Here is a 23,440-nt window from a genome sequence, read left to right as displayed (position 1 = left end):
CGTCGTTTTCGTCAACTTTGGAGTGTTTACAACAATGGCAAAAATCGTCGACATCAAAGGTCGTGAAGTTCTCGACTCCCGTGGCAACCCCACCGTCGAAGCCGACGTGCTTCTCGATAACGGCATCATCGGTAGCGCCTGCGCGCCGTCCGGTGCTTCTACCGGTTCGCGCGAAGCGCTGGAACTGCGTGATGGCGACAAGAGCCGTTACCTGGGCAAGGGTGTACTCAAGGCTGTAGCCAACATTAACGGCCCGATCCGTGACCTGTTGCTGGGCAAGGATCCGCTGGACCAGAAAGCTCTGGACCACGCGATGATCAAGCTCGACGGCACCGAAAACAAAGGTAGCCTGGGCGCTAACGCTATCCTCGCCGTCTCCCTGGCCGCTGCCAAGGCTGCTGCCCAGGACCAGGACTTGCCGCTGTATGCTCACATCGCCAACCTGAACGGCACTCCGGGTGTTTACTCGATGCCGGTGCCGATGATGAACATCATCAACGGTGGCGAGCACGCTGATAACAACGTCGACATCCAGGAATTCATGGTGCAGCCGGTTGGCGCCAAGACCTTCTCCGAAGGCTTGCGCATGGGTACCGAGATTTTCCATCACCTGAAAGCTGTTCTGAAGGCCCGTGGCCTGAGCACTGCTGTAGGCGACGAAGGTGGCTTCGCTCCAAACCTGGCATCCAACGAAGATGCGCTGAAAGTGATCTCCGAAGCCGTGGCCAACGCTGGCTACAAGCTGGGCACTGACGTGACCCTGGCCCTGGACTGCGCGGCCAGCGAGTTCTACGAAGACGGCAAATACAATTTGTCCGGCGAAGGCCAAGTGTTCAACTCCGAAGGTTTTGCTGAGTACCTGAAAGGCCTGACCCAGCGCTATCCGATCATCTCGATCGAAGACGGCCTGGATGAGTCCGATTGGGACGGCTGGAAAATCCTCACCGACAAGATCGGCGAGAAAGTCCAATTGGTGGGCGACGATCTGTTCGTGACCAACACCAAGATCCTGAAAGAAGGCATCGATAAAAAGATCGCCAACTCGATCCTGATCAAGTTCAACCAGATCGGCACCTTGACCGAAACCCTGGAAGCCATTCAGATGGCCAAGGCTGCGGGCTACACCGCCGTGATCTCCCACCGCTCCGGCGAAACCGAAGATTCGACCATCGCCGACCTGGCTGTGGGCACTTCGGCGGGCCAGATCAAGACCGGTTCGCTGTGCCGTTCCGATCGCGTTTCCAAGTACAACCAATTGCTGCGTATCGAAGAGCAACTGGCTGGCAAAGCCAAGTACAACGGTCGCGGCGAGTTTCGCGGCTAATCTGTAAATGGTAAAAAGTCGGCGGATTGCGTCGGAAAGTTCACGATAGTGAACATTTCGGCGCTAATCTGATGGCTATCAAGCACAAGCCTGGTTCTTCCAGGCTTCGTGCTATCAGTTGCTTCAAAAGTTATGCATGGCTGTCTTTTTTCACTGGATACCCGATATTCGATGCGCAGTCCCAATTGGTTGTTCCTCGTCTTGCTCTTGTTGCTGGCTGGCCTGCAGTACCGCCTGTGGGTGGGTAATGGCAGCTTCGCGCAGGTAAAAGACCTGACTGAGCAAATTGCTGCACAGCACGCCGAAAATGAGATCCTGCTGGAGCGCAACCGCGTCCTGGACGCTGAAGTGCTTGAGTTGAAAAAAGGCACGGAGACCGTTGAAGAGCGGGCTCGTCACGAACTGGGCATGGTCAAGGAGGGCGAAACCCTCTACCAGTTGGCCCAATGAGCAACAGTTTGCCGGCCTTCTGGGCCGTAATTCCCGCCGCGGGCGTCGGTGCCCGTATGGCTGCGGACCGTCCCAAGCAATATTTGCAACTGGGCGGGCGCACTATTCTTGAACACAGCCTCTACTGTTTTCTCGACCACCCCAATCTCAAGGGGTTGGTGGTCAGCCTTGCCATGGATGACCCTTATTGGCCCAACCTGGCATGCGCCATTGATCCACGTATACAGCGTGCGGACGGCGGTTCGGAGCGCTCGGGTTCGGTGCTAAACGCTCTGTTGCACCTCAATGCCCTGGGCGCGAGCGATGACGACTGGGTGCTGGTGCACGACGCCGCCAGGCCCAATTTAAGCCGCGATGATCTCGACAAACTGTTAAGCGAACTGGCCGATGATGCTGTCGGTGGCCTACTGGCCGTCCCGGCCCGCGATACCCTAAAGCGCGCCGACAAACACGGTCGTGTCGATGAAACCGTCGACCGCAGCCTGATCTGGCAAGCGTACACGCCGCAGATGTTCCGACTCGGTGCGTTGCATCGTGCCTTGGCCGATAGCCTGGTAGCGGATGCGGTCATCACCGATGAGGCCTCGGCAATGGAATGGTCCGGTCAGGCGCCGCGGTTAATTGAGGGGCGTTCGGACAATATCAAGGTGACCCGGCCCGAGGATCTGGAGTGGTTACGGTTACGCTGGGCAAATCGGCAGTGATTGTTGGCTGAGAGGCTGTGCCAGGCAAACGCTGCTCTCGGCGGCGTCTTCATCTTCGGTATGTTTGACCTGAAAGTGCCCATACCGCTGTCATGGGCACCGGTCGCGTGTAGCACCGATTATTGATACGTCGTCTTCCTATGGTTTTGTGATTTCGAATGCCGTGTTCATTTTAAGTTCAAGGTGTTCATGGGTGAACTCGCAGCTGAGTTGGCCATTTAGTTGTCTATCTTCTACTGTCAGTACCAAGTGCCCATGCTTCATTTTGGCGTCGCGTAGCAAAGGATGGTGAACGTTTAGCCGGATGGGGAATCCGGTGATGAGATCGAACCTTCCCGATTCAAAGGGTGGGCTAAAAGAAAGAATATCGATGATTACCGGATGACCGGGGGCTTCAGGGTCTGTTGCGGGCACTCCTATCTGAATCACTTCATGATTGTCGAATTGATAAAAATGTGCGTCTTTGGTCGCATAGCGTTCAGTACTTTCGATCCTTAAGTCGGCTGAACCCTCTGAATCGACGTTGTGCTTTTTATATGCAGCTATGTTCTGTTCAAGCTGCTTTTCGATATCTGCGGTGTTTACATTTTTCATGGCAGTTTCCCTGCGTCATCTTGATAGGCCTCACTGGGCAGCGCCGTAAAATTGATGATGCAGCGCCAGCAGTGAAACCGTAGGGAACCACCATTCATCTTTGCCCACTACTGTCAGAGTTGACAGTAGCGCTGGTCATCATATGAAGTCGTGGGAGAGCAGGGCGTCAGAGGCTTTGTATTCTGTCCTGTTTGATAGGCCTTCTTTTAGGTAATCCACCAAACTGCGCACCTTTGGCGACAAATGCCGTTGCTGCGGATACAGCGCCCACACCGCTGTATTCGGCGGCTGATGCGCTTCCAGCAGCGACACCAGTGCACCATTGCGCAAATGTTCCAGCACGTAATAATCCGGCAGTTGGCACAATCCCACGCCCTGCAATGCAGCATCCAGCACCGCTTGTCCACTGTTGCAACGCCAGTTTCCCTGCACCCGCTGGGAAAACTCCCGGCCGTCCTGAGCCAGTTGCCAGATATCCGAGCTGCCAATCAGGCAGTTATGCCGACTCAATTCCGACAAGCTATGGGGGCGCCCATAGCGTTCGAGATAGGACGGCGATGCACACAAATACATGCGCCGCGGCGCGAGACGGCTGGCAACCATTCTTGAGTCTGAGAGGCGCCCCAAGCGAATTGCCAGGTCCAGGCCTTCGTGTACCAGATCGAGCTGGCGGTTGCTCAGTTCGATATCCACCCGCAACTGCGGGTAAAGCCCCATGAACCGCGTCACCAAAGGCACGATAAATCGCTCGCCATAAGCCACGGCGCACGTCATGCGCAACATGCCTTTTGGCTCGCTGGTCAAGTCGCCCACCGCTCGCAATGCTTCTTCGCGGCCGTCCTGCAAGCGTTGGCAATGCTGGAGGAAGGTTTGCCCGGCTTCGGTCAGGGTCACTTTGCGTGTACTGCGATAAAGCAACCGTGTCTGCAGCCGTTCCTCCAAGCGTGCGACTTGGCGACTGATATGGGACGACGACACCCCCAGGCGCTCGGCGGCAGCTGTAAATTGACTGCATTCAGCCACGGCGACGAACTCGTCGATGCCTTCCCAGCGGTTCTCCGACATCATGATTGTCCCTGTACAGCAATAATGTTTTGCTTTTGGCTGGATTATTAATCAGTGAGCCATGTTTTACACTCTCCCTCTCAATTTTTAACGCCCTGGAGAAATACCGGATGATTAAGTCCCGCGCCGCTGTCGCCTTCGAAGCCAAGAAACCCCTTGAGATTGTTGAAGTGGATGTCGCCATGCCCAAAGCTGGCGAAGTCCTGCTGCGCGTTGTGGCCTCCGGCGTATGCCACACCGACGCTTACACCCTGTCGGGTGCTGACCCGGAAGGCATCTTTCCGTCGATTCTCGGCCACGAGGGCGGTGCGGTGGTTGAAGCGATTGGCGAGGGTGTGACTTCAGTTGCCGTCGGCGACCATGTCATCCCGCTGTACACCCCGGAATGTGGCAAGTGCAAATTCTGCCTGTCGGGCAAGACCAACCTGTGCCAAGCCATTCGAGCCACTCAAGGCAAAGGCCTGATGCCAGATGGCACCACGCGTTTTTCCTACAAGGGTCAGCCGATTTTCCACTACATGGGTACCTCGACCTTCTCCGAGTACACCGTGCTGCCGGAAATTTCCGTGGCCAAGATTCCTAAAGAAGCGCCGCTGGAAAAAGTCTGCTTGCTGGGCTGTGGCGTTACCACCGGTATTGGCGCGGTGATCAACACTGCCAAGGTCAAGCCGGGCGACACCGTGGCCATCTTCGGTCTCGGTGGTATTGGTCTGTCGGCCATTATTGGCGCGGTGAAAGCCAAGGCCGGTCGCATCATTGCCATCGACATCAACCCGGCCAAGTTCGAAATCGCCAAGCAATTGGGCGCCACCGACTGCATCAACCCGAAAGAATACGATCGCCCGATCCAGGACGTGATTGTTGATTTGACTGACGGCGGTGTGGATTTTTCCTTCGAGTGCATCGGCAACGTGCAACTGATGCGTGCTGCCCTTGAGTGCTGCCACAAAGGTTGGGGCGAGTCGGTGATCATCGGTGTGGCCGGTGCGGGCCAGGAAATCGCTACGCGCCCATTCCAGTTGGTGACCGGTCGCGTCTGGCGCGGTTCGGCATTCGGCGGCGTACGCGGTCGTAGCGAGTTGCCAAGCTACGTGGAAATGGCCCAGACCGGCGAAATCCCGCTGGACACGTTCATTACCCATACCATGGGCCTGGAAGACATCAACAAAGCGTTTGACCTGATGCATGAAGGCAAGAGCATTCGTACCGTCATCCACTTCTGAGGTCGCCCATGAGTCTGGAAAACCTGTCCTGCCAGAAGAGCTTCGGCGGCTGGCATAAACGCTACAAGCATCATTCCGATGTGCTCGATTGCGACATGACCTTCGCCGTTTACCTGCCGCCGCAAGCGGAGCAGGGCGGCAAGTTGCCGGTGTTGTATTGGCTCTCCGGGTTGACCTGCACCGATGAGAACTTCATGCAGAAGGCTGGCGCGCAACGCATGGCCGCCGAGCTGGGGCTGATCATCGTGGCGCCGGATACCAGCCCTCGCGGTCCCGGTGTCCCGGGTGATCCGGATAACGCCTGGGACTTTGGCCTGGGCGCTGGCTTTTACCTGAATGCCACCCAGGAACCATGGGCCAAGCATTATCGGATGCATGACTATGTGGTGCAGGAATTGCCGGCTTTGGTTGAAGCGCATTTCCCCGCTTCGGACAAGCGTGGTATCAGCGGCCACTCCATGGGCGGACACGGCGCACTGGTGTGTGCGTTGCGCAACCCCGGACGTTATCTGTCGGTGTCGGCGTTTTCGCCTATCAATAACCCGATGGATTGCCCGTGGGGCCAGAAAGCCTTCTCCCGTTACCTGGGTGAAGAGCGCTCTAAGTGGCGTGAATGGGATGCCTGCGTATTGATCAGCGAAGCCTCGGAAAAGCTGCCCTTGCTGGTTGATCAGGGCGATCGCGATGATTTCCTCGCGGTGCAGCTCAAGCCTGAGGCCTTGCAGCAAGCGGCCAAGGCGGCCAAGCATCCGCTGGAACTGCGCCTGCAACCCGGCTATGACCACAGCTACTTCTTCATCGCCAGCTTCATCGAAGACCATTTGCGACACCATGGCCGCGCTTTGCTCGGTTAATGTGAGGCAAAAGTAGGTAGAATCACGCCCTGAATTAAATCGGGGCGTTTTTTTATGCGTATTGGCCACGGCTACGATGTGCACCGTTTCGCTGAAGGCGATTTCATCACCCTGGGCGGCGTGCGCATAGCACACCACCATGGGTTGCTGGCTCATTCCGACGGCGACGTTGTCTTGCATGCCTTGAGCGATGCCTTGCTCGGCGCGGCGGCGTTGGGTGATATCGGCAAGCATTTTCCGGACACCGACCCCACCTTCAAGGGCGCTGACAGCCGTGTATTGCTTCGCCACGTGGTCAGCCTGATCCACGCCAAGGGCTGGAAGGTCGGTAACGTCGACAACACTATCGTGGCCCAGGCGCCGAAGATGGCGCCCCATATCGAATCAATGCGTGCACTGATTGCCGCAGACCTGCAAATTGAATTGGATCAAGTGAACGTGAAAGCCACCACCACCGAAAAGCTCGGGTTTACCGGTCGTGAAGAGGGCATTGCGGTGCACTCCGTCGCCTTGTTGCTGCGCGCATGAATGATCTGGAACTGCTGGGCCCGCGTGCCTACGGCGAAGCTTTGGGCAGCGCCGTCCTGAAGGCCACTGCCGAAGATTTTCAGGTGGACGAAGTGCTGGATATCCCGCTGACCGGCGAGGGCGAGCACCTTTGGCTGTGGGTGGAAAAACGTGGCCTCAACACCGAGGAAGCTGCGCGCCGTATCGCCAAGGCCGCCGGTGTGCCGTTGCGCACCGTCAGCTATGCCGGTCTCAAGGACCGTCAGGCGCTGACCCGGCAGTGGTTCAGCGTGCAACTGCCGGGCAAGGCCGACCCGGACATGAGCACTGCTGAAAACGACACGCTCAAGATCCTCAAGACTGCCCGTCACAAGCGCAAGCTGCAGCGCGGCGCGCACGCGGCCAATGGATTCACCTTGCGCCTGACCCAACTGGTGGGTGATACCGCCGCCATCGACGCGCGCCTGCAACTGATTGCCCAGCACGGCATTCCCAACTATTTCGGCACCCAGCGTTTCGGCCACGACGGTGGCAACGTTGTCGACGCCCGTGGATGGGCTGCGCGCAAGGCCCTGCCGGAGCAGCGCAATGTGCGTTCGCGGTTGTTGTCTACGGCGCGTAGTTTCCTCTTCAACAAAGTACTGGCGGCGCGCGTCGCCGACGGTTCCTGGCAGCGTGCGCAAGTGGGTGATCTGCTGGCGTTTACTGACAGCCGCAGTTTTTTTCCGGCGGGTGAGGCTGAGTGCAGCGACCCGCGCCTGGCGATCCTGGATCTGCACCCCACCGGCCCGCAGTGGGGCGAGGGTGATTCTCCGGCGACGGGTGCCACGTTTGAGTTGGAGCAGGCGGTTGCCGCCGGTGAAGCCGACCTGCGTGATTGGCTGGTGAATGCCGGCATGAGCCAGGAACGTCGCATTCTGCGACTGCCCATTGGCGGGTTGACGTGGCATTATCCCGGGCCTGACATTCTGCAATTGGAATTCGTCCTACCGGCCGGATGCTTCGCCACTGTCTTGGTGCGCGAGCTCGTTGATCTGGTGCCGGTGGGGCAGACGGACAGCCCATGCGTATTCTGATATCAAATGATGACGGTGCCACCGCACCCGGTCTTGCTGCGCTCTATGCTGCGCTGGAAGATTACGCCGAGTGCGTGGTGGTTGCCCCCGACCAGGACAAGAGCGGCGCCAGCAGTTCGCTGACGCTCGACCGTCCCCTGCACCCGCAGGTTCTGGCTAATGGCTTTATCAGTGTCAACGGCACGCCCACCGACTGCGTGCACCTGGCGATCAACAGCCTGTTGGATCAAGAGCCGGACCTGGTGGTGTCGGGCATCAACCTCGGCGCCAACCTGGGCGATGATGTGCTGTATTCCGGCACCGTGGCGGCAGCGCTTGAAGGGCGCTTTCTGGGTCGTACCTCGTTCGCTTTTTCGTTTGCCTCGCGGCAACTGGACAATTTGCCCACCGCCGCCTATTTCGCACGCAAGTTGGTGGAGGCTCATGCCTCCCTGGACCTGCCGCCGCGCACGGTGCTCAACGTCAATATTCCCAATTTGCCCCTCGATCACATTCGCGGCATCAAGCTGACACGTCTTGGCCACCGTGCCCGTGCGGCGGCCCCGTTGAAGGTGGTCGACCCGCGTGGCAAGGAAGGCTATTGGATAGCGGCAGCTGGCGATGCCGAAGACGGTGGCGAGGGCACGGACTTTCACGCGGTGATGCAGGGTTATGTGTCGATTACTCCGTTGCAATTCGACCGCACCTTCAGCGATGCCTTCAGTGGTCTTGAAGTCTGGCTGGAGGGATTGCGCTGATGGCTCGTGAACAAGACGACCTGCTGCGTCGTGGCATCGGTATGACCTCCCAGCGCACCCGTGAGCGTTTGATCCAGCGCCTTTATGAAGAGGGGTTGTCCAACGCTCAGGTGTTGGAAGTGATCCGCCGCACCCCTCGTCATTTGTTTGTCGATGAAGCCCTGGCCCATCGCGCTTATGAAGATACGGCGTTGCCGATTGGACATAACCAGACCATCTCCCAGCCCTACATGGTGGCGCGCATGAGCGAGCTGCTGCTGGCGGCGGGCCCGCTGGACAAGGTGCTGGAGATCGGCACCGGTTCCGGCTACCAGACCGCCGTGCTGTCGCAGTTGGTGGAGCGCGTGTTCTCGGTGGAGCGCATCAAGGTGCTGCAAGACCGTGCCAAGGAGCGCCTGGTGGAGCTGAACTTGCGCAACGTGGTATTTCGCTGGGGCGATGGCTGGGAAGGCTGGCCGGCGCTGGCGCCGTACAACGGCATTATCGTCACCGCCGTGGCCACCGATGTTCCGCAAGCGTTGCTCGACCAATTGGCGCCAGGCGGGCGCCTGGTCATCCCGGTCGGTTCCGGCGAAGTGCAACAATTGATGCTTATTGTCCGTGAGGACGACGGTTTTTCCCGGCATGTATTGGGCGCCGTGCGTTTTGTTCCGTTGCTCAACGGACCGCTGGCCTGACGAATTTTCGACGCTACTGAATTCTGCGGACGGGGATTTGTCTTACGGCGGGGTCTATCAAGTCAACATGATAGGTGCGGTGATTCAACACGCTGAATGATTCGTTTCAGTCGCGTGCCGGTAAAACTTCAGTGCCCAGTTATACTTGCGACATATTTCAAGCCTGATACAGGCATTCATGTTCAGCCACCACAAAGGGAGCGGCGGGTGAGTCTCACAGGTCTTGCGCAGCGTATGGGTAAAACAAGTTTTCAACGACTGGTGCTTGGCCTTGTCTTCGGTTCCTTGTTGGTCGGCTGTTCCAGCTCGCCAAGCAGCGGCGCACGGGTCGTTGACCGTAATAGTGCGGCACCGCAAAAGCCCACGGTAACCACCGGGCAATATGTGGTGCGCAAAGGCGACACGATGTTCTCAATCGCCTTCCGTTACGGGTGGGATTACAAGGCACTAGCAGCTCGTAACAATATTCCTGTGCCTTACACCATACATCCGGGTCAGACGATTCGCTTTGACGGTCGCACCGGTTCCACGCCTACGACGGTTGTGACAAACACAGGATCTTCGCCGTCGTCTTCTAGCAAAACCACCATCATTACACGCCCTGCCGGCACTGCTGTCCCGGCGGCCTCAGGCAAGCCAACAGCCGCGCCGTTGCCGCCTGCCGGGCCTGCTCCGACGGGCTGGGGATGGCCCTCAAACGGAGTATTAATTGGAAAATTCTCTTCAAACGGTAGTTTGAATAAAGGCATTGATATCGCCGGTGATTTGGGACAGCCTGTTTTAGCTGCGTCTGATGGGACGGTGGTGTACGCCGGGAGTGGTTTACGGGGCTACGGCGAGCTGGTCATCATCAAACACAGCGATACCTACGTCAGTGCTTACGGTCATAACCGCAGGCTGTTGGTTCGGGAGGGGCAGCAGGTCAAAGTCGGACAGACAATTGCCGAAATGGGTTCAACGGGTACAGACCGGGTGAAACTGCACTTTGAGATTCGCCGTCAAGGGAAGCCTGTAGATCCGCTGCAATTCTTACCCCGTCGTTGATGTGTTGCCAGCCTGTTCCCTCACGTAGAAGGAACAGGCTCCAGCGTTGCCAAGGATAAAGGCGTCGCTTGAGCTTGAGGTCGAACTCACCAAAGGACTATAACAATGGCTCTCAGTAAAGAAGCGCCGGAGTTTGACATCGACGATGAGGTTCTCCTTATGGAGACCGGTATCGCTATGGAATCGATGTCGAATGAGGGACCTGCAACACCTTCAGTTCGTACCAAATCCAAGAACTCTACCGCTTTAAAGCAGCATAAATACATTGATTACACACGGGCGCTCGACGCGACCCAGCTGTATCTCAATGAAATCGGCTTTTCCCCCCTGCTTACCCCCGAAGAAGAAGTCCATTTTGCGCGGTTGTCGCAAAAGGGGGATCCGGCTGGGCGCAAGCGCATGATTGAAAGCAACCTGCGCCTGGTGGTGAAAATCGCCCGACGCTACGTCAATCGTGGGTTGTCCTTGTTGGACCTCATCGAGGAGGGCAATCTGGGCTTGATCCGCGCGGTGGAGAAGTTTGACCCAGAGCGGGGCTTCCGCTTTTCAACCTATGCTACCTGGTGGATCCGCCAGACCATCGAACGGGCGATCATGAATCAAACCCGCACGATCCGGTTGCCGATCCATGTGGTTAAGGAGCTCAACGTCTACCTGCGGGCAGCGCGTGAGCTCACTCAAAAACTCGATCATGAACCCTCGCCCGAAGAAATCGCCAACCTGCTGGAAAAACCGGTAGGGGAGGTCAAGCGCATGCTGGGCCTTAACGAGCGTGTGTCTTCGGTCGATGTCTCGCTGGGTCCGGATTCGGATAAAACCCTGTTGGACACCCTGACGGATGATCGGCCTACAGATCCCTGCGAGCTGTTGCAGGACGATGATCTGTCCCAAAGTATTGACCAGTGGTTGTCGGAGCTCACGGACAAGCAGCGTGAGGTGGTAATTCGCCGCTTCGGCCTGCGCGGCCATGAGAGCAGCACCCTGGAGGACGTAGGCCTGGAGATCGGCCTGACCCGTGAGCGGGTGCGGCAGATCCAGGTGGAAGGGCTTAAGCGCTTGCGCGAGATCCTGGAGAAGAATGGCTTGTCGAGTGAGTCGTTGTTTCAATAACGACACGGCTTGAATGCTTGAATGTGGGAGGGGGCTTGCCCCCGATGGCGGCGTAGCAGTCGATACTTGCATTGACTGACACACCGCTATCGGGGGCAAGCCCCCTCCCACATTTTTTGTGCCGGGCATAAAGTTGGTGCGAATACCAAATCCCAGGCATAAAAAAACCCCGCTTTTAAGGGCGGGGTCTTTTCGACTAAGTCAGTACAAGTTAGATAACTTGAACTTCTTCAGCTTGCATGCCTTTCTGACCGCGGGTAGCGATGAAAGAAACCTGTTGGCCTTCTTTCAGGCTTTTGAAGCCGTCGGATTGGATAGCTTTGAAGTGAACGAACAGGTCGTCACCGGATTGTGGAGTGATGAAGCCGAAGCCTTTTTCATCGTTGAACCACTTAACGGTACCAGTTTGGCGATTAGACATGGTGTATCTCCTTGGACAAAGTTAACTGCGACTCAGGAAAAGCCCTGGCCGAGACTGAGTGCAAAGAGCAGGAAAAATTCTTGGAGATGGTTGGATCGAAATTCAACATATCGTGTAGAGATTCTCAGTGACACAAGCAGCACAGTGGCGCCACCTTAACCCTTTTTCCGGAACGTGCCAATGGTATTTCCGAAGGTTTCTCTATTTTCGTGACTGGCGGTGGTATTTACAGACCCCTGATCCGGCAGTTCGGCCCCGGCCCCGTTGGTTGCGCCTTATAAGCGGCGGGGTATTGATCAAGAAAAGCCCCACGGCCTTTGAACCCCAACGCCGGCCCCGGTAAGATGCCACACAGAATTTTTCCACCTCGCTATTCAGGACACCCGCCATGAGCATCAAATCGGACAAGTGGATTCGCCGCATGGCGCAAGAGCACGGCATGATCGAACCGTTCGTCGAGCGCCAGATTCGTGGTGAAGGCGATGACCGAGTGATTTCGTACGGCGTTTCCAGCTACGGCTACGATGTACGTTGCGCCGATGAGTTCAAGGTGTTCACCAACATCAACTCGGCAATCGTCGATCCGAAGAACTTCGACGAAAAGAGTTTCGTCGACGTCAAGAGCGACGTGTGCATCATTCCGCCAAACTCCTTCGCCCTGGCGCGCACCGTGGAGTTCTTCCGTATTCCGCGTGACGTACTGACCATCTGCCTGGGTAAAAGCACCTACGCGCGTTGCGGCATTATCGTCAACGTGACGCCGCTTGAGCCTGAGTGGGAAGGTCACGTGACCCTGGAGTTCTCCAACACCACCACGCTGCCGGCCAAGATCTACGCCAACGAAGGCGTAGCGCAGATGCTGTTCCTTCAGTCTGATGAGGCCTGTGAAGTGTCCTACAAAGACCGCGCAGGCAAGTACCAAGGCCAGCGCGGCGTCACCTTGCCACGCGCTTGATCGAAAGGTCCTACGCGTAAAGGGAATTAGTCCGAAGAAAGTGACTCTATTGGGTGTACTGCCTCGGCGCGTGCAAAACGCGTCGGGCCACGCTTGAGGAGTACCTTATGAAGATCGACCCGCGAATCAGCGCAGAACTTGCCCGGCTTGAACCCAACCAGATTGGTGTTCTGGCCTGGTCCCTGATGGCCGATCCCGCTTACGCGGGCGGCATCCCTGGCCAACCCGAGCCGGATTACCCGCAGCCCACCGAACCCGGCGAGCCGACTCTTCCGGACGAGCCGCCACCCGCACCTGTCGCTTGATACCAGCCAGGCCAGTCGGTGTTTCAGCCAACTGGCCAGACCTGATGGTCGCCAATCACAAAGATTTGGTGATCATTGTCTTGCTCCACGGTATATCCGCCCGTAAACGCGCCAAACGCCGGCAACAGGCTGACGCTCGAGCTCAGCAGGAAGCACGGTAGGCGTAGGCTTTGCCGGCCCTTGCCGCGCAAGCGATACACCGGGTGCACATGCCCCGCCAACACAAGGTGGGTGGCATGGGCGTCCGGTTCGTGTTGCAGGGCGAAAGGGCCCATCAACAGGGGCTCAGGAACCACTTCGATCCTCAAGTCGGCAGGCGGGTCACCCGCGCGTTTATCGTGATTGCCGCGGATTAAGGTCATCGCCAGGTCGCTATGGCGCGCTCGCCAGCTCCTCAGTGCGCTCAGCGTGCCGCTGGCGTGGGAGCCTGGACCATGCAGAAAGTCGCCGAGAAAGATCACCTGCGCGCACGGCAGGGCGTTTAACACGCGGTCCAATCGTTGCAGATTGTCGGAGGTCGTGCCTTGTGGCACCGGTTGCCCCAGGCTTCGATAGGCCGATGCCTTGCCAAAGTGCGCATCGGCAATCAACAGGCACTGGCGCGCAGGCCAGTAAACCGCTTTCTCCGCCAGCAACCACAGCTCTTCGCCCCCAAGCGTCACCGAGTAATGCGTCATCGTTTCTCCGCAACTTTTTCCAAGTCCTTGACCATCCGCGCAATGCGCTCTGAAAGTTTTTCCGAACTCATGCTTTCGCGCATCCGCTCCACCAGCAGCGGGAACGCCAGGGGCGTTGGACGTTCGATCACATACACATCCATTTTCAGCGCCGATAACCGAAGCAAGGTCTCTTCGAGTCGGCGAATATCCAACTCGTCACGCAGGACTTCTTCCCCTGCTTGGGCCAGCAACAGGTTTTGCGGGTCATATTGCTTGAACACTTCAAAGAACAATCCACTGGAGGCCTGCACCTGCCGCGTACTTTTCGGCGCACCGGGGTAACCGGCAAACACCAGCCCGGCGATACGGGCGATTTCACGAAAGCGCCGCAGCGCCAGTTCCCCGGCATTCAGGCTGGCGGCTACATCCGTCAGCAAATTCGCCGGACTAAGCAGGGTCTCGTTCAGCAACACTGTCCAATCCAACGGCGTGGCGCTCAGTAGCTCCAGACCATAGTCATTGACGGCAATCGAGAAGGTCACCGCCTGCCCTTGGCTGACCCGCCAGGCGAGCAAACTCGCCAACCCCAAATGCACCTGACGCCCGGCAAACGGGTATAAAAACAGATGCCACCCCTCCCGGGACTTCAGCACTTCGGCCAACAAGTGTTCCCGTGTCGGCAGGCCGGACCAGCGCAACTGCGTCTGCAACAACGGTTGCACCGCCCGCATCTCGGGGCCTTCGAAATGCCCATGGGCCGCAGCGTCAAAGCGCTCCACCACGGCCTGGGCCAGTTCATTGGAAAGCGGCATGCGCCCGCCATTCCAGCGCGGTACGGCTGCCTTTTTTGCGGTACTGCGGCGTACGTAAGCGGTCATGTTTTCTACCCGCACCAGCTCCAGCAGACGTCCGGCGAACAGAAAACCATCGCCGGGCTTTAACCGTGCGATAAAACCTTCCTCAACACTGCCCAGATTCTTGCCGCCGCCGCCTTTGCTCCAGAACTTCAGCTGGATACTCGCGTCGCTGACAATGGTGCCTACGCTCATGCGATGGCGCCGCGCCAACCGAGCGTCGGGGACGCGCCAGATGCCATGCTCGTCGGGCTCCACACGGCGGTAATCCGGATAAGCGGTGAGCGACAAGCCGCCATGGCGCACAAATCCCAGCGCCCAGGCCCAGTCCGCATCCGTAAGGTCGCGATACGCCCAGGCGCCGCGCACTTCCGCCAGCAAGGCATCCGGTGTAAAGCCACCGCCCAGGGCCATGCTCACCAAATGTTGTACGAGTACATCCAACGGTTTGTAGGGCGATTCGCGTGCTTCGATGCGCCGCGCTGCAATTGCATCCTGGGCTGCCGCAGCCTCAACCAGCTCCAGGCTGTGGGTCGGCACCAGCGTCACCCTCGACGGTCGCCCCGGCGCGTGGCCGGAGCGCCCGGCGCGTTGCATCAGGCGGGCGATGCCTTTGGCCGAACCGATCTGCAGTACCCGCTCCACCGGTAAAAAATCCACCCCAAGGTCCAGGCTGGAAGTGCACACCACCGCTTTAAGCTGGCCGTCTTTTAAGGCGCGCTCTACCCAATCGCGGGTTTCCCTGGACAGCGAGCCGTGGTGCAGGGCAATCAATCCAGCCCAATCGGGCCGCGCCTCCAGTAAGGCCTGGTACCAGATTTCCGACTGCGCCCGCGTGTTGGTAAACACCAGGCAACTGCTGCTGGCCTCCACCTCGGCGACCACCTGCGGCAACATCTTCAAACCGATATGCCCGGCCCAGGGAAAACGCTCGGTAACCAGCGGCAACAAGGTGTCGACTTTTAGGGATTTGGCCGTTTGCCCCTGCACATTGATTGCACCGCCTTGTGGGACCAAAACCTCAAGCGCGTGGGCCTGATTACCCAGGGTCGCCGAAATGCCCCACACCATCAGATCCGGATGCCAGCGCCGCAGCCTCGCCAACGCCAATTGCAACTGCACGCCGCGCTTGTTACCGATCAGCTCATGCCATTCATCCACCACCACCATGCGCAGGTGCGCCAGGCTCGACTCGCTGTCGGCGCGGGCGAGCATCAGCGTCAGGCTTTCCGGGGTGGTGATCAGTGCGGTGGGTTGGCGGCGGGTTTGCCGGGCGCGCTCGCTGCTGCTGGTATCGCCCGTGCGCAGGCCGACACTCCAGGGAATCTGCAAGGTCGCCAGCGGCGCTTCAAGGGCGCGAGCCGTGTCGGCGGCCAGCGCACGCATCGGCGTGATCCACAGGACGGTGAGGGGCTCGGCAGGCGGTTTGCGTTTGCCCGTAGCAGGCGGGCGGATGTTGGCGAAGCGATTGAGGGCAGCAAACCACAGCGCATAGGTTTTACCGGCGCCGGTGCTGGCGTGCAGCAGCCCGGACTGGCCATCTTTGACCGCCGTCCAAACCGCTTTCTGGAAGTCGAACGGCTTCCAGCCCTTGGCGGCGAACCATGTCTTGGCGAAGTCGTGGGGTTTTGCCATGCGGTGCCTGACGCTCTGGAGGGTCTATTCCCACAGACCCTCCCGGCACCGCAAAGGTTTACTTCAGATTGCCACTCAGGAACTGCTGCAAGCGCTCGCTCTTCGGGTTGCCCAACACATCCTCAGGCGCGCCTTGCTCTTCGACCATGCCCTTGTGCAGGAACAGCACTTGGTTCGACACCTTGCGCGCAAAGCTCATCTCATGGGTGACCATGATCATGGTGCGGCCTTCCTCAGCCAGCCCCTGGATCACCTTCAACACTTCACCCACCAGTTCCGGGTCCAGGGCTGAGGTGGGTTCGTCGAACAGCATCACTTCCGGCTCCATGGCCAACGCGCGGGCGATGGCCACGCGTTGCTGCTGACCACCGGAGAGAAACGCCGGGTACTGGTCGGCCACCCGTGCCGGCAGGCCGACCTTGTCCAGATAGCGGCGAGCACGGTCCTCGGCGTCTTTCTTGCTGCAACCCAATACCCGGCGCGGGGCCATGGTGATGTTTTCCAGCACGCTCATATGGCTCCACAGGTTGAAGTGCTGGAAGACCATCGCCAGCCGCGTGCGCAGGCGCTGCAATTCGGCGTCGTCGGCCACGCGCATGCCGTGGCGGTCGTTGACCATGCGGATCTGTTTGCCGTCGAGGGTCATGGCGCCGTCGTTGGGGGTTTCCAGGAAATTGATGCAGCGCAAAAAGGTGCTTTTGCCCGAGCCGCTGGCGCCGATCAGGCTGATCACATCTCCGGTCTTGGCCTTGAGCGAGACACCTCTGAGCACCTCATTGTCGCCATAGCTTTTATGCAGGCCTTCAACGGTCAATTTGTACATGGGGCGTGCATCCTCAAGGCGAAAGTAGATAGCCGCTGCGGTAGGCCTCTGAGCCTGCGACATGGCCGATGACCATCCCCGCAGTGGCCATGCGGCGTAGCGAACGGGCGTAAAGCAGGCCTGCGTTGTGGCAGTGCACGGGCGTTACGCGGTCGGTAATGGGGTCGATGATCTCAGCGATCAGTTGCCCGGCTTCCAGGTATTCACCGGGCAGGGCGCTGAACACCAACAGGCCGCCCACCGGCGTCGCCACGGGTTCGACGCCTGCCAGGGGCGTGGCCGGGTAGGGCAGGTCGGGCAGCGGTGCCGGGTCGCCGGCAATTGCGCCGAAGTGAATCAGGTAATCGATGATCGCCTGGCAATCGAGGCTGGCCAGGCCGTGGTTGACGTCGCCCTGGCCGCGCAGTTCGACGGTTACCGAAAAGCTGCCCATGGGAATCGGAAAGCGCCCGGCAAAACGTTGCTGCAACTGCCACCAGACCAGGGTGAAGCACTCATCGAAAGACTGCCCGCCGGAGTCGGTGGCCAGCAAGTTGGCTTCCGAGCCTATATAGCGCGCCAACGGCTCCACCCGCGGCCAGGCCTCTGGTGTGGTGTACAGGTGCGCAACGGCTTCGAAGTCGCAATGCAGGTCCAGCACCATGTCGGCGTCGCAGGCCAGGCGCTGCAGTACCAGTCGTTGAGACTGCAACTGGGTTGCGGCGGTTTGCCCGGCCAAGGCGGTGCTCAATGCGGCGCGAATCAGTTCGACATTGTGTTGCGGATCATCTCCGAGCAGCGCCTCGACCTGGTTGCCCACCTCATCACTGAGGTCGACAAACAGGCGATTGAAGTTCTGCCCGCTCTCCAACTCGTAGCGGCCCAGGGGGATATCCATCAACACCTGTTCCAGGCCCACCGGGTTGGCGATGGGCACCAACACGATCTCGCTCAACAGCCGCCCAGCCGCCGCCAATTCGGCGAGGCGCATCTTCAAGTGCCAGGCCACCAGCATGCCGGGCAGCTCATCGGCATGCAGCGACGACTGGATGTAAACCTTGCCTGCGGCCTGCTGCGGGCCGAAGTGGAAACTGTGGATTTGCCGCGCCGTGCCTGGCACCGGCGCAATCAGTTCATGTAGCTGATGACGCATGAAGGCTCCTTAATGGCTCGGCCCGAGAAAGGCCAGCCAGCGACGTTCCGCCAGCCGAAACAGGCCGACCAGGGCAAAGGTCACGGCGAGGTAGATCAGCGCGGCAATGCCGAACGATTGAAAGGTCATGAAGGTCGCCGAGTTGGCATCTCGTGCCACTTTGAGGATGTCCGGAATCGTCGCGGTAAACGCCACGGTGGTCGAATGCAGCATCAGGATCACTTCGTTGCTGTAGTACGGCAGCGAACGGCGCAGTGCGGACGGCATGATCACATAGGCGTACAGCTTCCAGCCGCTGAGCCCGTAGGCCTTGGCCGCCTCGACTTCGCCGTGGGCCATGCTGCGGATGGACCCGGCGAAAATCTCCGTGGTGTAGGCGCAGGTGTTAAGGGCGAAGGCCAAGATCGTGCAGTTCATTGCATCGCGAAAGAACGCATCCAGTACCGGTTGTTCGCGCACGGCGGCGATGCTGTAGATGCCGGTGTAGCAGATCAGCAACTGGATATAGAGCGGTGTGCCACGAAACAGGTAGGTGTAGAACTGCACTGGCCAGCGTACCAGCGGGTTGCGCGACACGCGGGCGATGGACAGCGGGATCGACACCAGAAAGCCGATCACCAGTGCGGCGCTGAGCAACCACATGGTCATGGCCAGGCCAGTAATGTGTTGGCCGTCGCTGTAAAGGAACGGGCGCCAGTATTCCTGCAAGAGTTCGATCATCGCACCGCCTCCCGGGAGCCTGCGGAGTAGCGACGTTCAAGACGGCGCAAGACAAAGTTGGAGACGCTGGTGATCACCAGGTAGATCAGCGCGGCCAGCACCAGGAAATAAAACAACTGATAAGTGCTTTTGCCCGCGTCCTGGGCCGCCTTGACCAAGTCCGCCAAGCCGATGATCGATACCAGTGCGGTGGCCTTGAGCATCACCATCCAGTTATTGCCGATGCCCGGCAGGGCGAAGCGCATCATCTGCGGGAAGGTCACGTAGCGAAAGCGTTGCCCGCGCTTGAGCCCATAGGCAGTGGCGGCTTCCAACTGGCCACGGGGCACGGCGAGGATCGCGCCGCGAAAGGTCTCGGTGAAGTAGGCACCGTAGATAAAGCCCAGGGTGATCACCCCGGCGCTGAATGGGTCGATCTCGATGTATTCCCATTCCATAAAGTCGGTCAGGCCGGTCAGCCAGGTTTGCAGGCTGTAAAAAATCAGCAGCATCAGCACCAAGTCGGGTACGCCACGGATCAACGTGGTGTAGAGCTGGGCGGGAATGCGCAGGAAGGGCAGGCTGGAGAGTTTGGCGCTGGCGCCGAGCAGGCCCAGCAACACGCTGACGGCCAGGGACAACACCGACAACTTGAGGGTCATCCAGGTGCCTTGCAGCAACAGCGGGCCGAAACCCTTCAAGCTGAACGCGCTCAGCCCGAGGGTTTGCAACAGATCTTCGAACATAAATCAGGACCTATGGCGATAAAAAAGCGCCCCTCCACTGGAGGGGCGCCCCGGGCATTATTTGCCGCTGTACAGGTTCAGATCGCCAAAGTGTTTCTTCTGGATAGTGGCGTAGGTGCCATCATCGTGTAACGCTTTGATACCTTTATCCAAAAGCGCCTTGAGTTCAGTGTTACCTTTTTTGATACCGATTGCGGTTTTCGACGGCAGCAATGGGTCGTCAATAGCCGCGCTGACTTCGTAGCCGGCACCGGCTGGCGACTTCAGGAAACCGAGTTCGGCTTGCAGCATGTCCTGTACGGAAGCGTCGAGACGGCCGGAAGTCAGGTCAGCATAAACCTGGTCCTGGTTGGCGTAGGCCTTGGTGGTCACACCGGCCTTGTCCAGCACAGCCTTGGCATAGGCTTCCTGGATGGTGCCTTGCTCGTAGCCCACGGACTTGCCTTTGAGCGACTCAGGTGTCGAGAAGCCAGCGCCTTTCTTGAACACCAGCGAGGTTGGGCCGGAGAACAGCTCGTTGGAGAAGTCGATGGCCTTTTCACGCACCGGGGTCACCGTCATGGACGAGATCACGCCGTCGAACTTGTTGGCCTTCAGGCCTGGGATCATGCCGTCGAAGTCGCTTTCGACCCACTTGCACTTGACCTTCAGCTCGGCACAGATGGCATTGCCCAGATCGATATCGAAGCCCACAAGGCTGCCGTCAGCAGCTTTGGATTCGAAGGGCGCGTAGGACGGATCGACACCAAAACGCAATTCCTTGTATTCCTTGGCCAGCGCGGTACCGGCGGCCATGCACAGAGCCAGTGCAGAAAGGGTCAGCAATGCTTTTTTCATTATGTAATCCCTGGAAACCAAGATAAGCGCTTGTGGCGCGTTTAGGACTGTTACTGAACGGTGTCAGACGGAACACAAGTAGCAATTTCTGCACCATAGTTCCGAATGATCGTTTTAAAAGGTGGGCAGAGGGAATCTTGAGTGTAGGAGATGCCCGAAAGTGGGCATCGGAAAATGAGTGCACCATTACGAGTCATACGGAAATTAAAACCTGGGAGCGGGCGTTACGTCAGGCCAGGAGATCTTGCAGAGTGGCGAGGCTGTCGGCTTCCTCTACCGCCTTGTCCTGGCGCCACCGCAACATCCGCGGAAAGCGCACCGCAATCCCGCTTTTATGCCGCTTGGACAGGGCGATCCCCTCAAACCCCAGCTCGAACACCATACTTGGCGTGACGCTGCTGACCGGGCCGAACTTCTCCACCGTAGTCTTGCGCACAATCGCGTCGACCTTGCGCATCTCCTCGTCGGTCAGTCCGGAATAGGCCTTGGCAAACGGCACCAGGCTGCGCTCGCTGCCGGGCGGGCCGTCCCACACGGCAAAGGTGTAGTCGCTGTAGAGGCTGGCGCGCCGGCCATGGCCGCGCTGGGCGTAGATCAACACGGCGTCGACGCTGAACGGGTCGACTTTCCACTTCCACCACAGGCCCATGTCCTTGGTGCGGCCGACGCCATACAGGCCTTGGCGATTCTTGAGCATCATGCCCTCGACGCCGAGGCTGCGGGAGGCTTCGCGTTGCTGCGCAAGGTCCTGCCAAGTTGCACCCGTCAGCAGCGGTGAGGGCTGCAATACCGGTTGGTTGCACACAGCAATCACCTGTTCCAACTGTGCGCGGCGCTCGGCCTGGGTGTGGTTGCGCCAGTCGTCGCCCGCATGTTCCAGCAGGTCGTAGGCCAGCACCGCCACCGGCGCATCCTCAAGGACTTTTTTGCTCAGGGTCTTGCGACCGATACGCTGCTGCAACAGAGCGAAGGGTTGCACTGATTCTTTCCACACCACGATTTCGCCGTCGATCACCGTGCCATCGGGCAGGCCACTTACCAGGCTGTGAAGTTCGGGAAAACGGTCAGTCACCAATTCTTCACCCCTGGACCAGACCCACAGGCGCCCCTCGCGCTTGACCAGTTGCGCTCGAATGCCGTCCCACTTCCACTCCACCTGCCAGTCGGCTGGGGAGCCAAGCAATGCATCGAATTGCTCTACCGGCTGCGACAACCCGTGAGCAAGAAAAAACGGATACGGCTGACCGCCGCGTTGCGCATGTTCGTCGGACGATTCTGCGGCGATCAGTTTGAGGTAGCCCTGGGGTGTAGGGCGGTTGGACAGATCGGTGTAGCCCACCAGCCGCTGGGCCACGCGTTTGCTGTCCAGCCCGGCCATGGCGGCAAGGGCGCGGGTGACCAGCAATTTGGAGACGCCCACACGAAAGCTGCCGGTGATCAATTTGATGCACACCATCAGGCTCGGTTGATCCAGCTGTGCCCATAACGCTGGCAGGCGCTCTGCCAGGTCCTGAGGTGAGAGGCCGCGCAAGGGCAGGAGTTTTTCTTCCAGCCACACGGCGAGGCCGTCTTCTGAGGTGTAGGTTGATTCCGGCAGCAGCAGGGAAATCGTTTCGGCCAGGTCTCCCACCGACTGATAGCTCTCTTCGAACAGCCAAGGCTCGATGCCGGACGCTTCGGTGGCCATGTCCCGCAGCAGGCGCGTCGGCACCAGTTGTCGCGGGCGTCCGCCGGACAGGAAATACACTGCCCATGCCGCATCCTCAGGCGGCGCCTTCAGGAAGTAGGCTTGCAGGGCCGCGAGCTTGGCGTTGCTGGAGGTGGTGGCGTCGAGGTTGGCGTACAGCTCGGCGAAGGCCTTCATGCGCTGACCTCTTCTTCGTCGTCACCGTACTCGGTGGTGAAACCCTGGGCATCCAAGCCTTTTTCCCGCAAGTGGCGCACCAATACGCCGACTGAGCCGTGGGTCACCATCACCCGTTCCGCGCCGGTTTGTTCGATGGCCCACAACAAACCGGGCCAGTCGGCGTGGTCCGAGAGCACAAAACCTCGGTCCACACCGCGCCGCCGCCGTGTGCCGCGCAGGCGCATCCAGCCGCTGGCGAATGCGTCGCTGTAGTCGCCGAAACGCTTGATCCAACTGCTGCCGCCGGCGGAGGGCGGGGCAATGATCAGGGCTTGGCGCAGCAGCGGGTCGGTCTTGGTGAAGTCACCGGCGTAGAGCGTCTCGGGAATGTAGACGCCGGCCTCGCGGTACACCCGGTTCAGCGGTTCGACTGCGCCGTGGCTGAGGATCGGGCCGATGCTGGCGTCGATGCCATGCAGGATGCGCTGGGCTTTGCCGAAGGAGTAGCAGTACAACACGCTGGCCTTGCCGGCGGCGATATTGGCCTGCCACCAGTCGTTGATCCCGGCAAAAATCTGCGCCTGGGGCTGCCACCGGTAGATCGGCAGGCCAAAGGTGGATTCGGTGATAAAGGTGTGGCAACGCACCGGTTCGAAGGGCGCGCAGGTGCCATCAGGCTCGACTTTGTAATCGCCAGACGCCACCCAGACTTCACCTTGGTATTCCAGGCGCACCTGGGCTGAGCCGAGCACATGCCCGGCCGGATGGAAACTCAACGTCACGCCGTGATGCTGCAGTTTCTCGCCGTAGGCCAGGGTTTGCAGGTTGATGTCCTGCCCCAGGCGCGAGCGCAGGATGCCTTCGCCGGGCGCGGCGGCCAGGTAATGCTGGTTGCCGGTGCGGGCGTGGTCGCCGTGGGCGTGGGTGATGACGGAGCGTTCTACCGGGCGCCAAGGGTCGATGTAGAAATCACCGGCGGGGCAGTAGAGACCTTCAGGGCGGGCGATGACAAGGTCCATGGGGTGTGCCGTGGGCGATGGGCTTATCAGTAGGAGGAGAATGAACCTGGAGAAGTTCTATCTAAATGCAGAGAGCCAAATGTGGGAGGGTGCTTGCTCCCGATGGCGGTGGATCAGTCAAATTTGTATTGGCTGACCCACTGC

The 23,440-nt window shown here is 59.2% G+C and carries 25 protein-coding genes; 13 read left to right on the top strand and 12 right to left on the bottom strand.

Annotated features, from left to right (window positions below; genetic code table 11):
- The first annotated feature begins 34 nt into the window (after window positions 1–34).
- From eno to ispD, 3 genes are all read left to right on the top strand, one after another.
- Window positions 35–1,324, top strand: a complete 1,290-nt coding sequence (gene eno / locus BW43_RS00865; protein WP_032891640.1) for a phosphopyruvate hydratase — start codon at window positions 35–37, stop codon at window positions 1,322–1,324.
- A 171-nt stretch (window positions 1,325–1,495) separates the two neighbouring features.
- Entirely contained in the window at window positions 1,496–1,774 is a 279-nt protein-coding gene (gene ftsB / locus BW43_RS00870; RefSeq protein ID WP_003231201.1) for a cell division protein FtsB, read from the top strand.
- Window positions 1,771–2,478 (top strand): 2-C-methyl-D-erythritol 4-phosphate cytidylyltransferase, encoded by a 708-nt coding sequence (ispD, locus tag BW43_RS00875; RefSeq protein ID WP_032891639.1) that lies wholly within the window; start codon window positions 1,771–1,773, stop codon window positions 2,476–2,478. Before ftsB ends, ispD begins: the two co-directional genes overlap by 4 nt.
- A 138-nt stretch (window positions 2,479–2,616) precedes the next feature.
- On the opposite strand, the gene BW43_RS00880 is transcribed toward ispD, so the two are convergent.
- Both BW43_RS00880 and BW43_RS00885 read right to left on the bottom strand, forming a co-directional pair.
- Window positions 2,617–3,072 carry a hypothetical protein gene (locus BW43_RS00880; RefSeq protein WP_032891637.1) on the bottom strand — a complete coding sequence of 152 codons (456 nt, stop codon included), beginning with the start codon at window positions 3,070–3,072 and terminating at the stop codon, window positions 2,617–2,619.
- Window positions 3,073–3,210: 138 nt separating this feature from the next.
- Window positions 3,211–4,137: a LysR substrate-binding domain-containing protein gene (locus BW43_RS00885; protein WP_032891636.1), complete on the bottom strand. Its 927-nt coding sequence runs from the start codon at window positions 4,135–4,137 to the stop codon at window positions 3,211–3,213.
- Between the two features lie 110 nt (window positions 4,138–4,247).
- Between BW43_RS00885 and BW43_RS00890 the strand changes: the two genes are divergently transcribed.
- From BW43_RS00890 to rpoS, 8 genes are all read left to right on the top strand, one after another.
- Window positions 4,248–5,360: an S-(hydroxymethyl)glutathione dehydrogenase/class III alcohol dehydrogenase gene (locus BW43_RS00890; RefSeq protein WP_032891635.1), complete on the top strand. Its 1,113-nt coding sequence runs from the start codon at window positions 4,248–4,250 to the stop codon at window positions 5,358–5,360.
- Window positions 5,361–5,368: 8 nt separating this feature from the next.
- A complete protein-coding gene (fghA, locus tag BW43_RS00895) occupies window positions 5,369–6,214 on the top strand; it encodes an S-formylglutathione hydrolase (RefSeq protein ID WP_032891634.1) in 846 nt (281 codons plus the stop codon).
- Between the two features lie 54 nt (window positions 6,215–6,268).
- Window positions 6,269–6,742 (top strand): 2-C-methyl-D-erythritol 2,4-cyclodiphosphate synthase, encoded by a 474-nt coding sequence (ispF, locus tag BW43_RS00900; RefSeq protein ID WP_032891633.1) that lies wholly within the window; start codon window positions 6,269–6,271, stop codon window positions 6,740–6,742.
- Window positions 6,739–7,797 (top strand): tRNA pseudouridine(13) synthase TruD, encoded by a 1,059-nt coding sequence (gene truD, locus BW43_RS00905; RefSeq protein ID WP_032891632.1) that lies wholly within the window; start codon window positions 6,739–6,741, stop codon window positions 7,795–7,797. The genes ispF and truD overlap by 4 nt, the downstream gene beginning before the upstream one ends.
- Complete coding sequence (surE, locus tag BW43_RS00910; RefSeq protein ID WP_032891631.1) at window positions 7,785–8,534, top strand: 5'/3'-nucleotidase SurE; 750 nt, start codon at window positions 7,785–7,787, stop codon at window positions 8,532–8,534. The genes truD and surE overlap by 13 nt, the downstream gene beginning before the upstream one ends.
- Before the next feature lie 41 nt (window positions 8,535–8,575).
- Window positions 8,576–9,211: a protein-L-isoaspartate(D-aspartate) O-methyltransferase gene (locus BW43_RS00915; protein WP_169899534.1), complete on the top strand. Its 636-nt coding sequence runs from the start codon at window positions 8,576–8,578 to the stop codon at window positions 9,209–9,211.
- A 207-nt stretch (window positions 9,212–9,418) separates the two neighbouring features.
- The gene (locus BW43_RS00920) at window positions 9,419–10,255 is read left to right on the top strand and encodes a peptidoglycan DD-metalloendopeptidase family protein (RefSeq protein WP_032891630.1); all 837 of its coding nucleotides are present in this window, start codon (window positions 9,419–9,421) and stop codon (window positions 10,253–10,255) included.
- 105 nt (window positions 10,256–10,360) lie between these two features.
- The gene (gene rpoS / locus BW43_RS00925) at window positions 10,361–11,365 is read left to right on the top strand and encodes an RNA polymerase sigma factor RpoS (RefSeq protein ID WP_032891629.1); all 1,005 of its coding nucleotides are present in this window, start codon (window positions 10,361–10,363) and stop codon (window positions 11,363–11,365) included.
- A 211-nt stretch (window positions 11,366–11,576) separates the two neighbouring features.
- Here rpoS and BW43_RS00930 read toward each other — a convergent pair whose 3' ends face one another.
- Window positions 11,577–11,786 carry a cold-shock protein gene (locus BW43_RS00930; RefSeq protein ID WP_002554837.1) on the bottom strand — a complete coding sequence of 70 codons (210 nt, stop codon included), beginning with the start codon at window positions 11,784–11,786 and terminating at the stop codon, window positions 11,577–11,579.
- A gap of 388 nt (window positions 11,787–12,174) precedes the next feature.
- Here BW43_RS00930 and dcd point away from each other — a divergent pair, with 388 nt between their 5' ends.
- A complete protein-coding gene (gene dcd / locus BW43_RS00935; RefSeq protein ID WP_003172320.1) occupies window positions 12,175–12,741 on the top strand; it encodes a dCTP deaminase in 567 nt (188 codons plus the stop codon).
- Between the two features lie 107 nt (window positions 12,742–12,848).
- Complete coding sequence (locus BW43_RS00940) at window positions 12,849–13,046, top strand: hypothetical protein (RefSeq protein WP_010212420.1); 198 nt, start codon at window positions 12,849–12,851, stop codon at window positions 13,044–13,046.
- Window positions 13,047–13,069: 23 nt separating this feature from the next.
- Here the strand turns inward: BW43_RS00940 and pdeM are convergent, their stop codons facing one another.
- The 9 genes from pdeM to BW43_RS00985 all read right to left on the bottom strand — a co-directional run bounded on the left by pdeM (window position 13,070) and on the right by BW43_RS00985 (window position 23,296).
- On the bottom strand, window positions 13,070–13,723 hold the full coding sequence (gene pdeM, locus BW43_RS00945) for a ligase-associated DNA damage response endonuclease PdeM (protein WP_032891627.1): 654 nt from the start codon (window positions 13,721–13,723) through the stop codon (window positions 13,070–13,072).
- Complete coding sequence (locus BW43_RS00950) at window positions 13,720–16,194, bottom strand: ligase-associated DNA damage response DEXH box helicase (RefSeq protein ID WP_032891625.1); 2,475 nt, start codon at window positions 16,192–16,194, stop codon at window positions 13,720–13,722. Before BW43_RS00950 ends, pdeM begins: the two co-directional genes overlap by 4 nt.
- A gap of 58 nt (window positions 16,195–16,252) precedes the next feature.
- Window positions 16,253–17,017 (bottom strand): ABC transporter ATP-binding protein, encoded by a 765-nt coding sequence (locus BW43_RS00955; RefSeq protein WP_032891624.1) that lies wholly within the window; start codon window positions 17,015–17,017, stop codon window positions 16,253–16,255.
- Window positions 17,018–17,030: 13 nt separating this feature from the next.
- Window positions 17,031–18,149, bottom strand: coding sequence for a succinylglutamate desuccinylase/aspartoacylase family protein (locus tag BW43_RS00960; protein WP_032891623.1), 1,119 nt, complete (start codon window positions 18,147–18,149; stop codon window positions 17,031–17,033).
- A gap of 9 nt (window positions 18,150–18,158) precedes the next feature.
- Window positions 18,159–18,869: an ABC transporter permease gene (locus tag BW43_RS00965; protein ID WP_032891620.1), complete on the bottom strand. Its 711-nt coding sequence runs from the start codon at window positions 18,867–18,869 to the stop codon at window positions 18,159–18,161.
- Window positions 18,866–19,594 (bottom strand): ABC transporter permease, encoded by a 729-nt coding sequence (locus BW43_RS00970; RefSeq protein ID WP_032891617.1) that lies wholly within the window; start codon window positions 19,592–19,594, stop codon window positions 18,866–18,868. The genes BW43_RS00965 and BW43_RS00970 overlap by 4 nt, the downstream gene beginning before the upstream one ends.
- Before the next feature lie 57 nt (window positions 19,595–19,651).
- Window positions 19,652–20,431, bottom strand: a complete 780-nt coding sequence (locus tag BW43_RS00975) for a transporter substrate-binding domain-containing protein (RefSeq protein ID WP_032891615.1) — start codon at window positions 20,429–20,431, stop codon at window positions 19,652–19,654.
- A gap of 229 nt (window positions 20,432–20,660) precedes the next feature.
- Window positions 20,661–22,295, bottom strand: a complete 1,635-nt coding sequence (locus BW43_RS00980; protein WP_032891614.1) for an ATP-dependent DNA ligase — start codon at window positions 22,293–22,295, stop codon at window positions 20,661–20,663.
- Window positions 22,292–23,296, bottom strand: a complete 1,005-nt coding sequence (locus BW43_RS00985) for a ligase-associated DNA damage response exonuclease (protein ID WP_032891612.1) — start codon at window positions 23,294–23,296, stop codon at window positions 22,292–22,294. The genes BW43_RS00980 and BW43_RS00985 overlap by 4 nt, the downstream gene beginning before the upstream one ends.
- Between the last annotated feature and the right edge of the window lie 144 nt (window positions 23,297–23,440).

It is taken from the genome of Pseudomonas sp. RIT357 (genome assembly GCF_000632245.1).
In the GTDB taxonomy this organism is placed as follows: Bacteria; Pseudomonadota; Gammaproteobacteria; order Pseudomonadales; family Pseudomonadaceae; genus Aquipseudomonas; species Aquipseudomonas sivasensis.
This window is presented reverse-complemented; position numbering and strand designations above follow the sequence as displayed.

Coding starts and splice junctions, on each gene's coding strand:
- ftsB (WP_003231201.1), top strand. CDS start 1,496: ATGCGCAGTCCCAATTGGTTGTTCCTCGTCTTGCTCTTGTTGCTGGCT.
- ispD (WP_032891639.1), top strand. CDS start 1,771: ATGAGCAACAGTTTGCCGGCCTTCTGGGCCGTAATTCCCGCCGCGGGC.
- BW43_RS00950 (WP_032891625.1), bottom strand. CDS start 16,194: ATGGCAAAACCCCACGACTTCGCCAAGACATGGTTCGCCGCCAAGGGC.
- BW43_RS00980 (WP_032891614.1), bottom strand. CDS start 22,295: ATGAAGGCCTTCGCCGAGCTGTACGCCAACCTCGACGCCACCACCTCC.
- BW43_RS00930 (WP_002554837.1), bottom strand. CDS start 11,786: ATGTCTAATCGCCAAACTGGTACCGTTAAGTGGTTCAACGATGAAAAA.
- BW43_RS00880 (WP_032891637.1), bottom strand. CDS start 3,072: ATGAAAAATGTAAACACCGCAGATATCGAAAAGCAGCTTGAACAGAAC.
- fghA (WP_032891634.1), top strand. CDS start 5,369: ATGAGTCTGGAAAACCTGTCCTGCCAGAAGAGCTTCGGCGGCTGGCAT.
- pdeM (WP_032891627.1), bottom strand. CDS start 13,723: ATGACGCATTACTCGGTGACGCTTGGGGGCGAAGAGCTGTGGTTGCTG.
- BW43_RS00960 (WP_032891623.1), bottom strand. CDS start 18,149: ATGCGTCATCAGCTACATGAACTGATTGCGCCGGTGCCAGGCACGGCG.
- BW43_RS00940 (WP_010212420.1), top strand. CDS start 12,849: ATGAAGATCGACCCGCGAATCAGCGCAGAACTTGCCCGGCTTGAACCC.
- truD (WP_032891632.1), top strand. CDS start 6,739: ATGAATGATCTGGAACTGCTGGGCCCGCGTGCCTACGGCGAAGCTTTG.
- surE (WP_032891631.1), top strand. CDS start 7,785: ATGCGTATTCTGATATCAAATGATGACGGTGCCACCGCACCCGGTCTT.
- ispF (WP_032891633.1), top strand. CDS start 6,269: ATGCGTATTGGCCACGGCTACGATGTGCACCGTTTCGCTGAAGGCGAT.
- BW43_RS00915 (WP_169899534.1), top strand. CDS start 8,576: ATGACCTCCCAGCGCACCCGTGAGCGTTTGATCCAGCGCCTTTATGAA.
- eno (WP_032891640.1), top strand. CDS start 35: ATGGCAAAAATCGTCGACATCAAAGGTCGTGAAGTTCTCGACTCCCGT.
- BW43_RS00885 (WP_032891636.1), bottom strand. CDS start 4,137: ATGTCGGAGAACCGCTGGGAAGGCATCGACGAGTTCGTCGCCGTGGCT.
- BW43_RS00975 (WP_032891615.1), bottom strand. CDS start 20,431: ATGAAAAAAGCATTGCTGACCCTTTCTGCACTGGCTCTGTGCATGGCC.
- BW43_RS00890 (WP_032891635.1), top strand. CDS start 4,248: ATGATTAAGTCCCGCGCCGCTGTCGCCTTCGAAGCCAAGAAACCCCTT.
- dcd (WP_003172320.1), top strand. CDS start 12,175: ATGAGCATCAAATCGGACAAGTGGATTCGCCGCATGGCGCAAGAGCAC.
- BW43_RS00965 (WP_032891620.1), bottom strand. CDS start 18,869: ATGATCGAACTCTTGCAGGAATACTGGCGCCCGTTCCTTTACAGCGAC.
- rpoS (WP_032891629.1), top strand. CDS start 10,361: ATGGCTCTCAGTAAAGAAGCGCCGGAGTTTGACATCGACGATGAGGTT.
- BW43_RS00955 (WP_032891624.1), bottom strand. CDS start 17,017: ATGTACAAATTGACCGTTGAAGGCCTGCATAAAAGCTATGGCGACAAT.
- BW43_RS00970 (WP_032891617.1), bottom strand. CDS start 19,594: ATGTTCGAAGATCTGTTGCAAACCCTCGGGCTGAGCGCGTTCAGCTTG.
- BW43_RS00985 (WP_032891612.1), bottom strand. CDS start 23,296: ATGGACCTTGTCATCGCCCGCCCTGAAGGTCTCTACTGCCCCGCCGGT.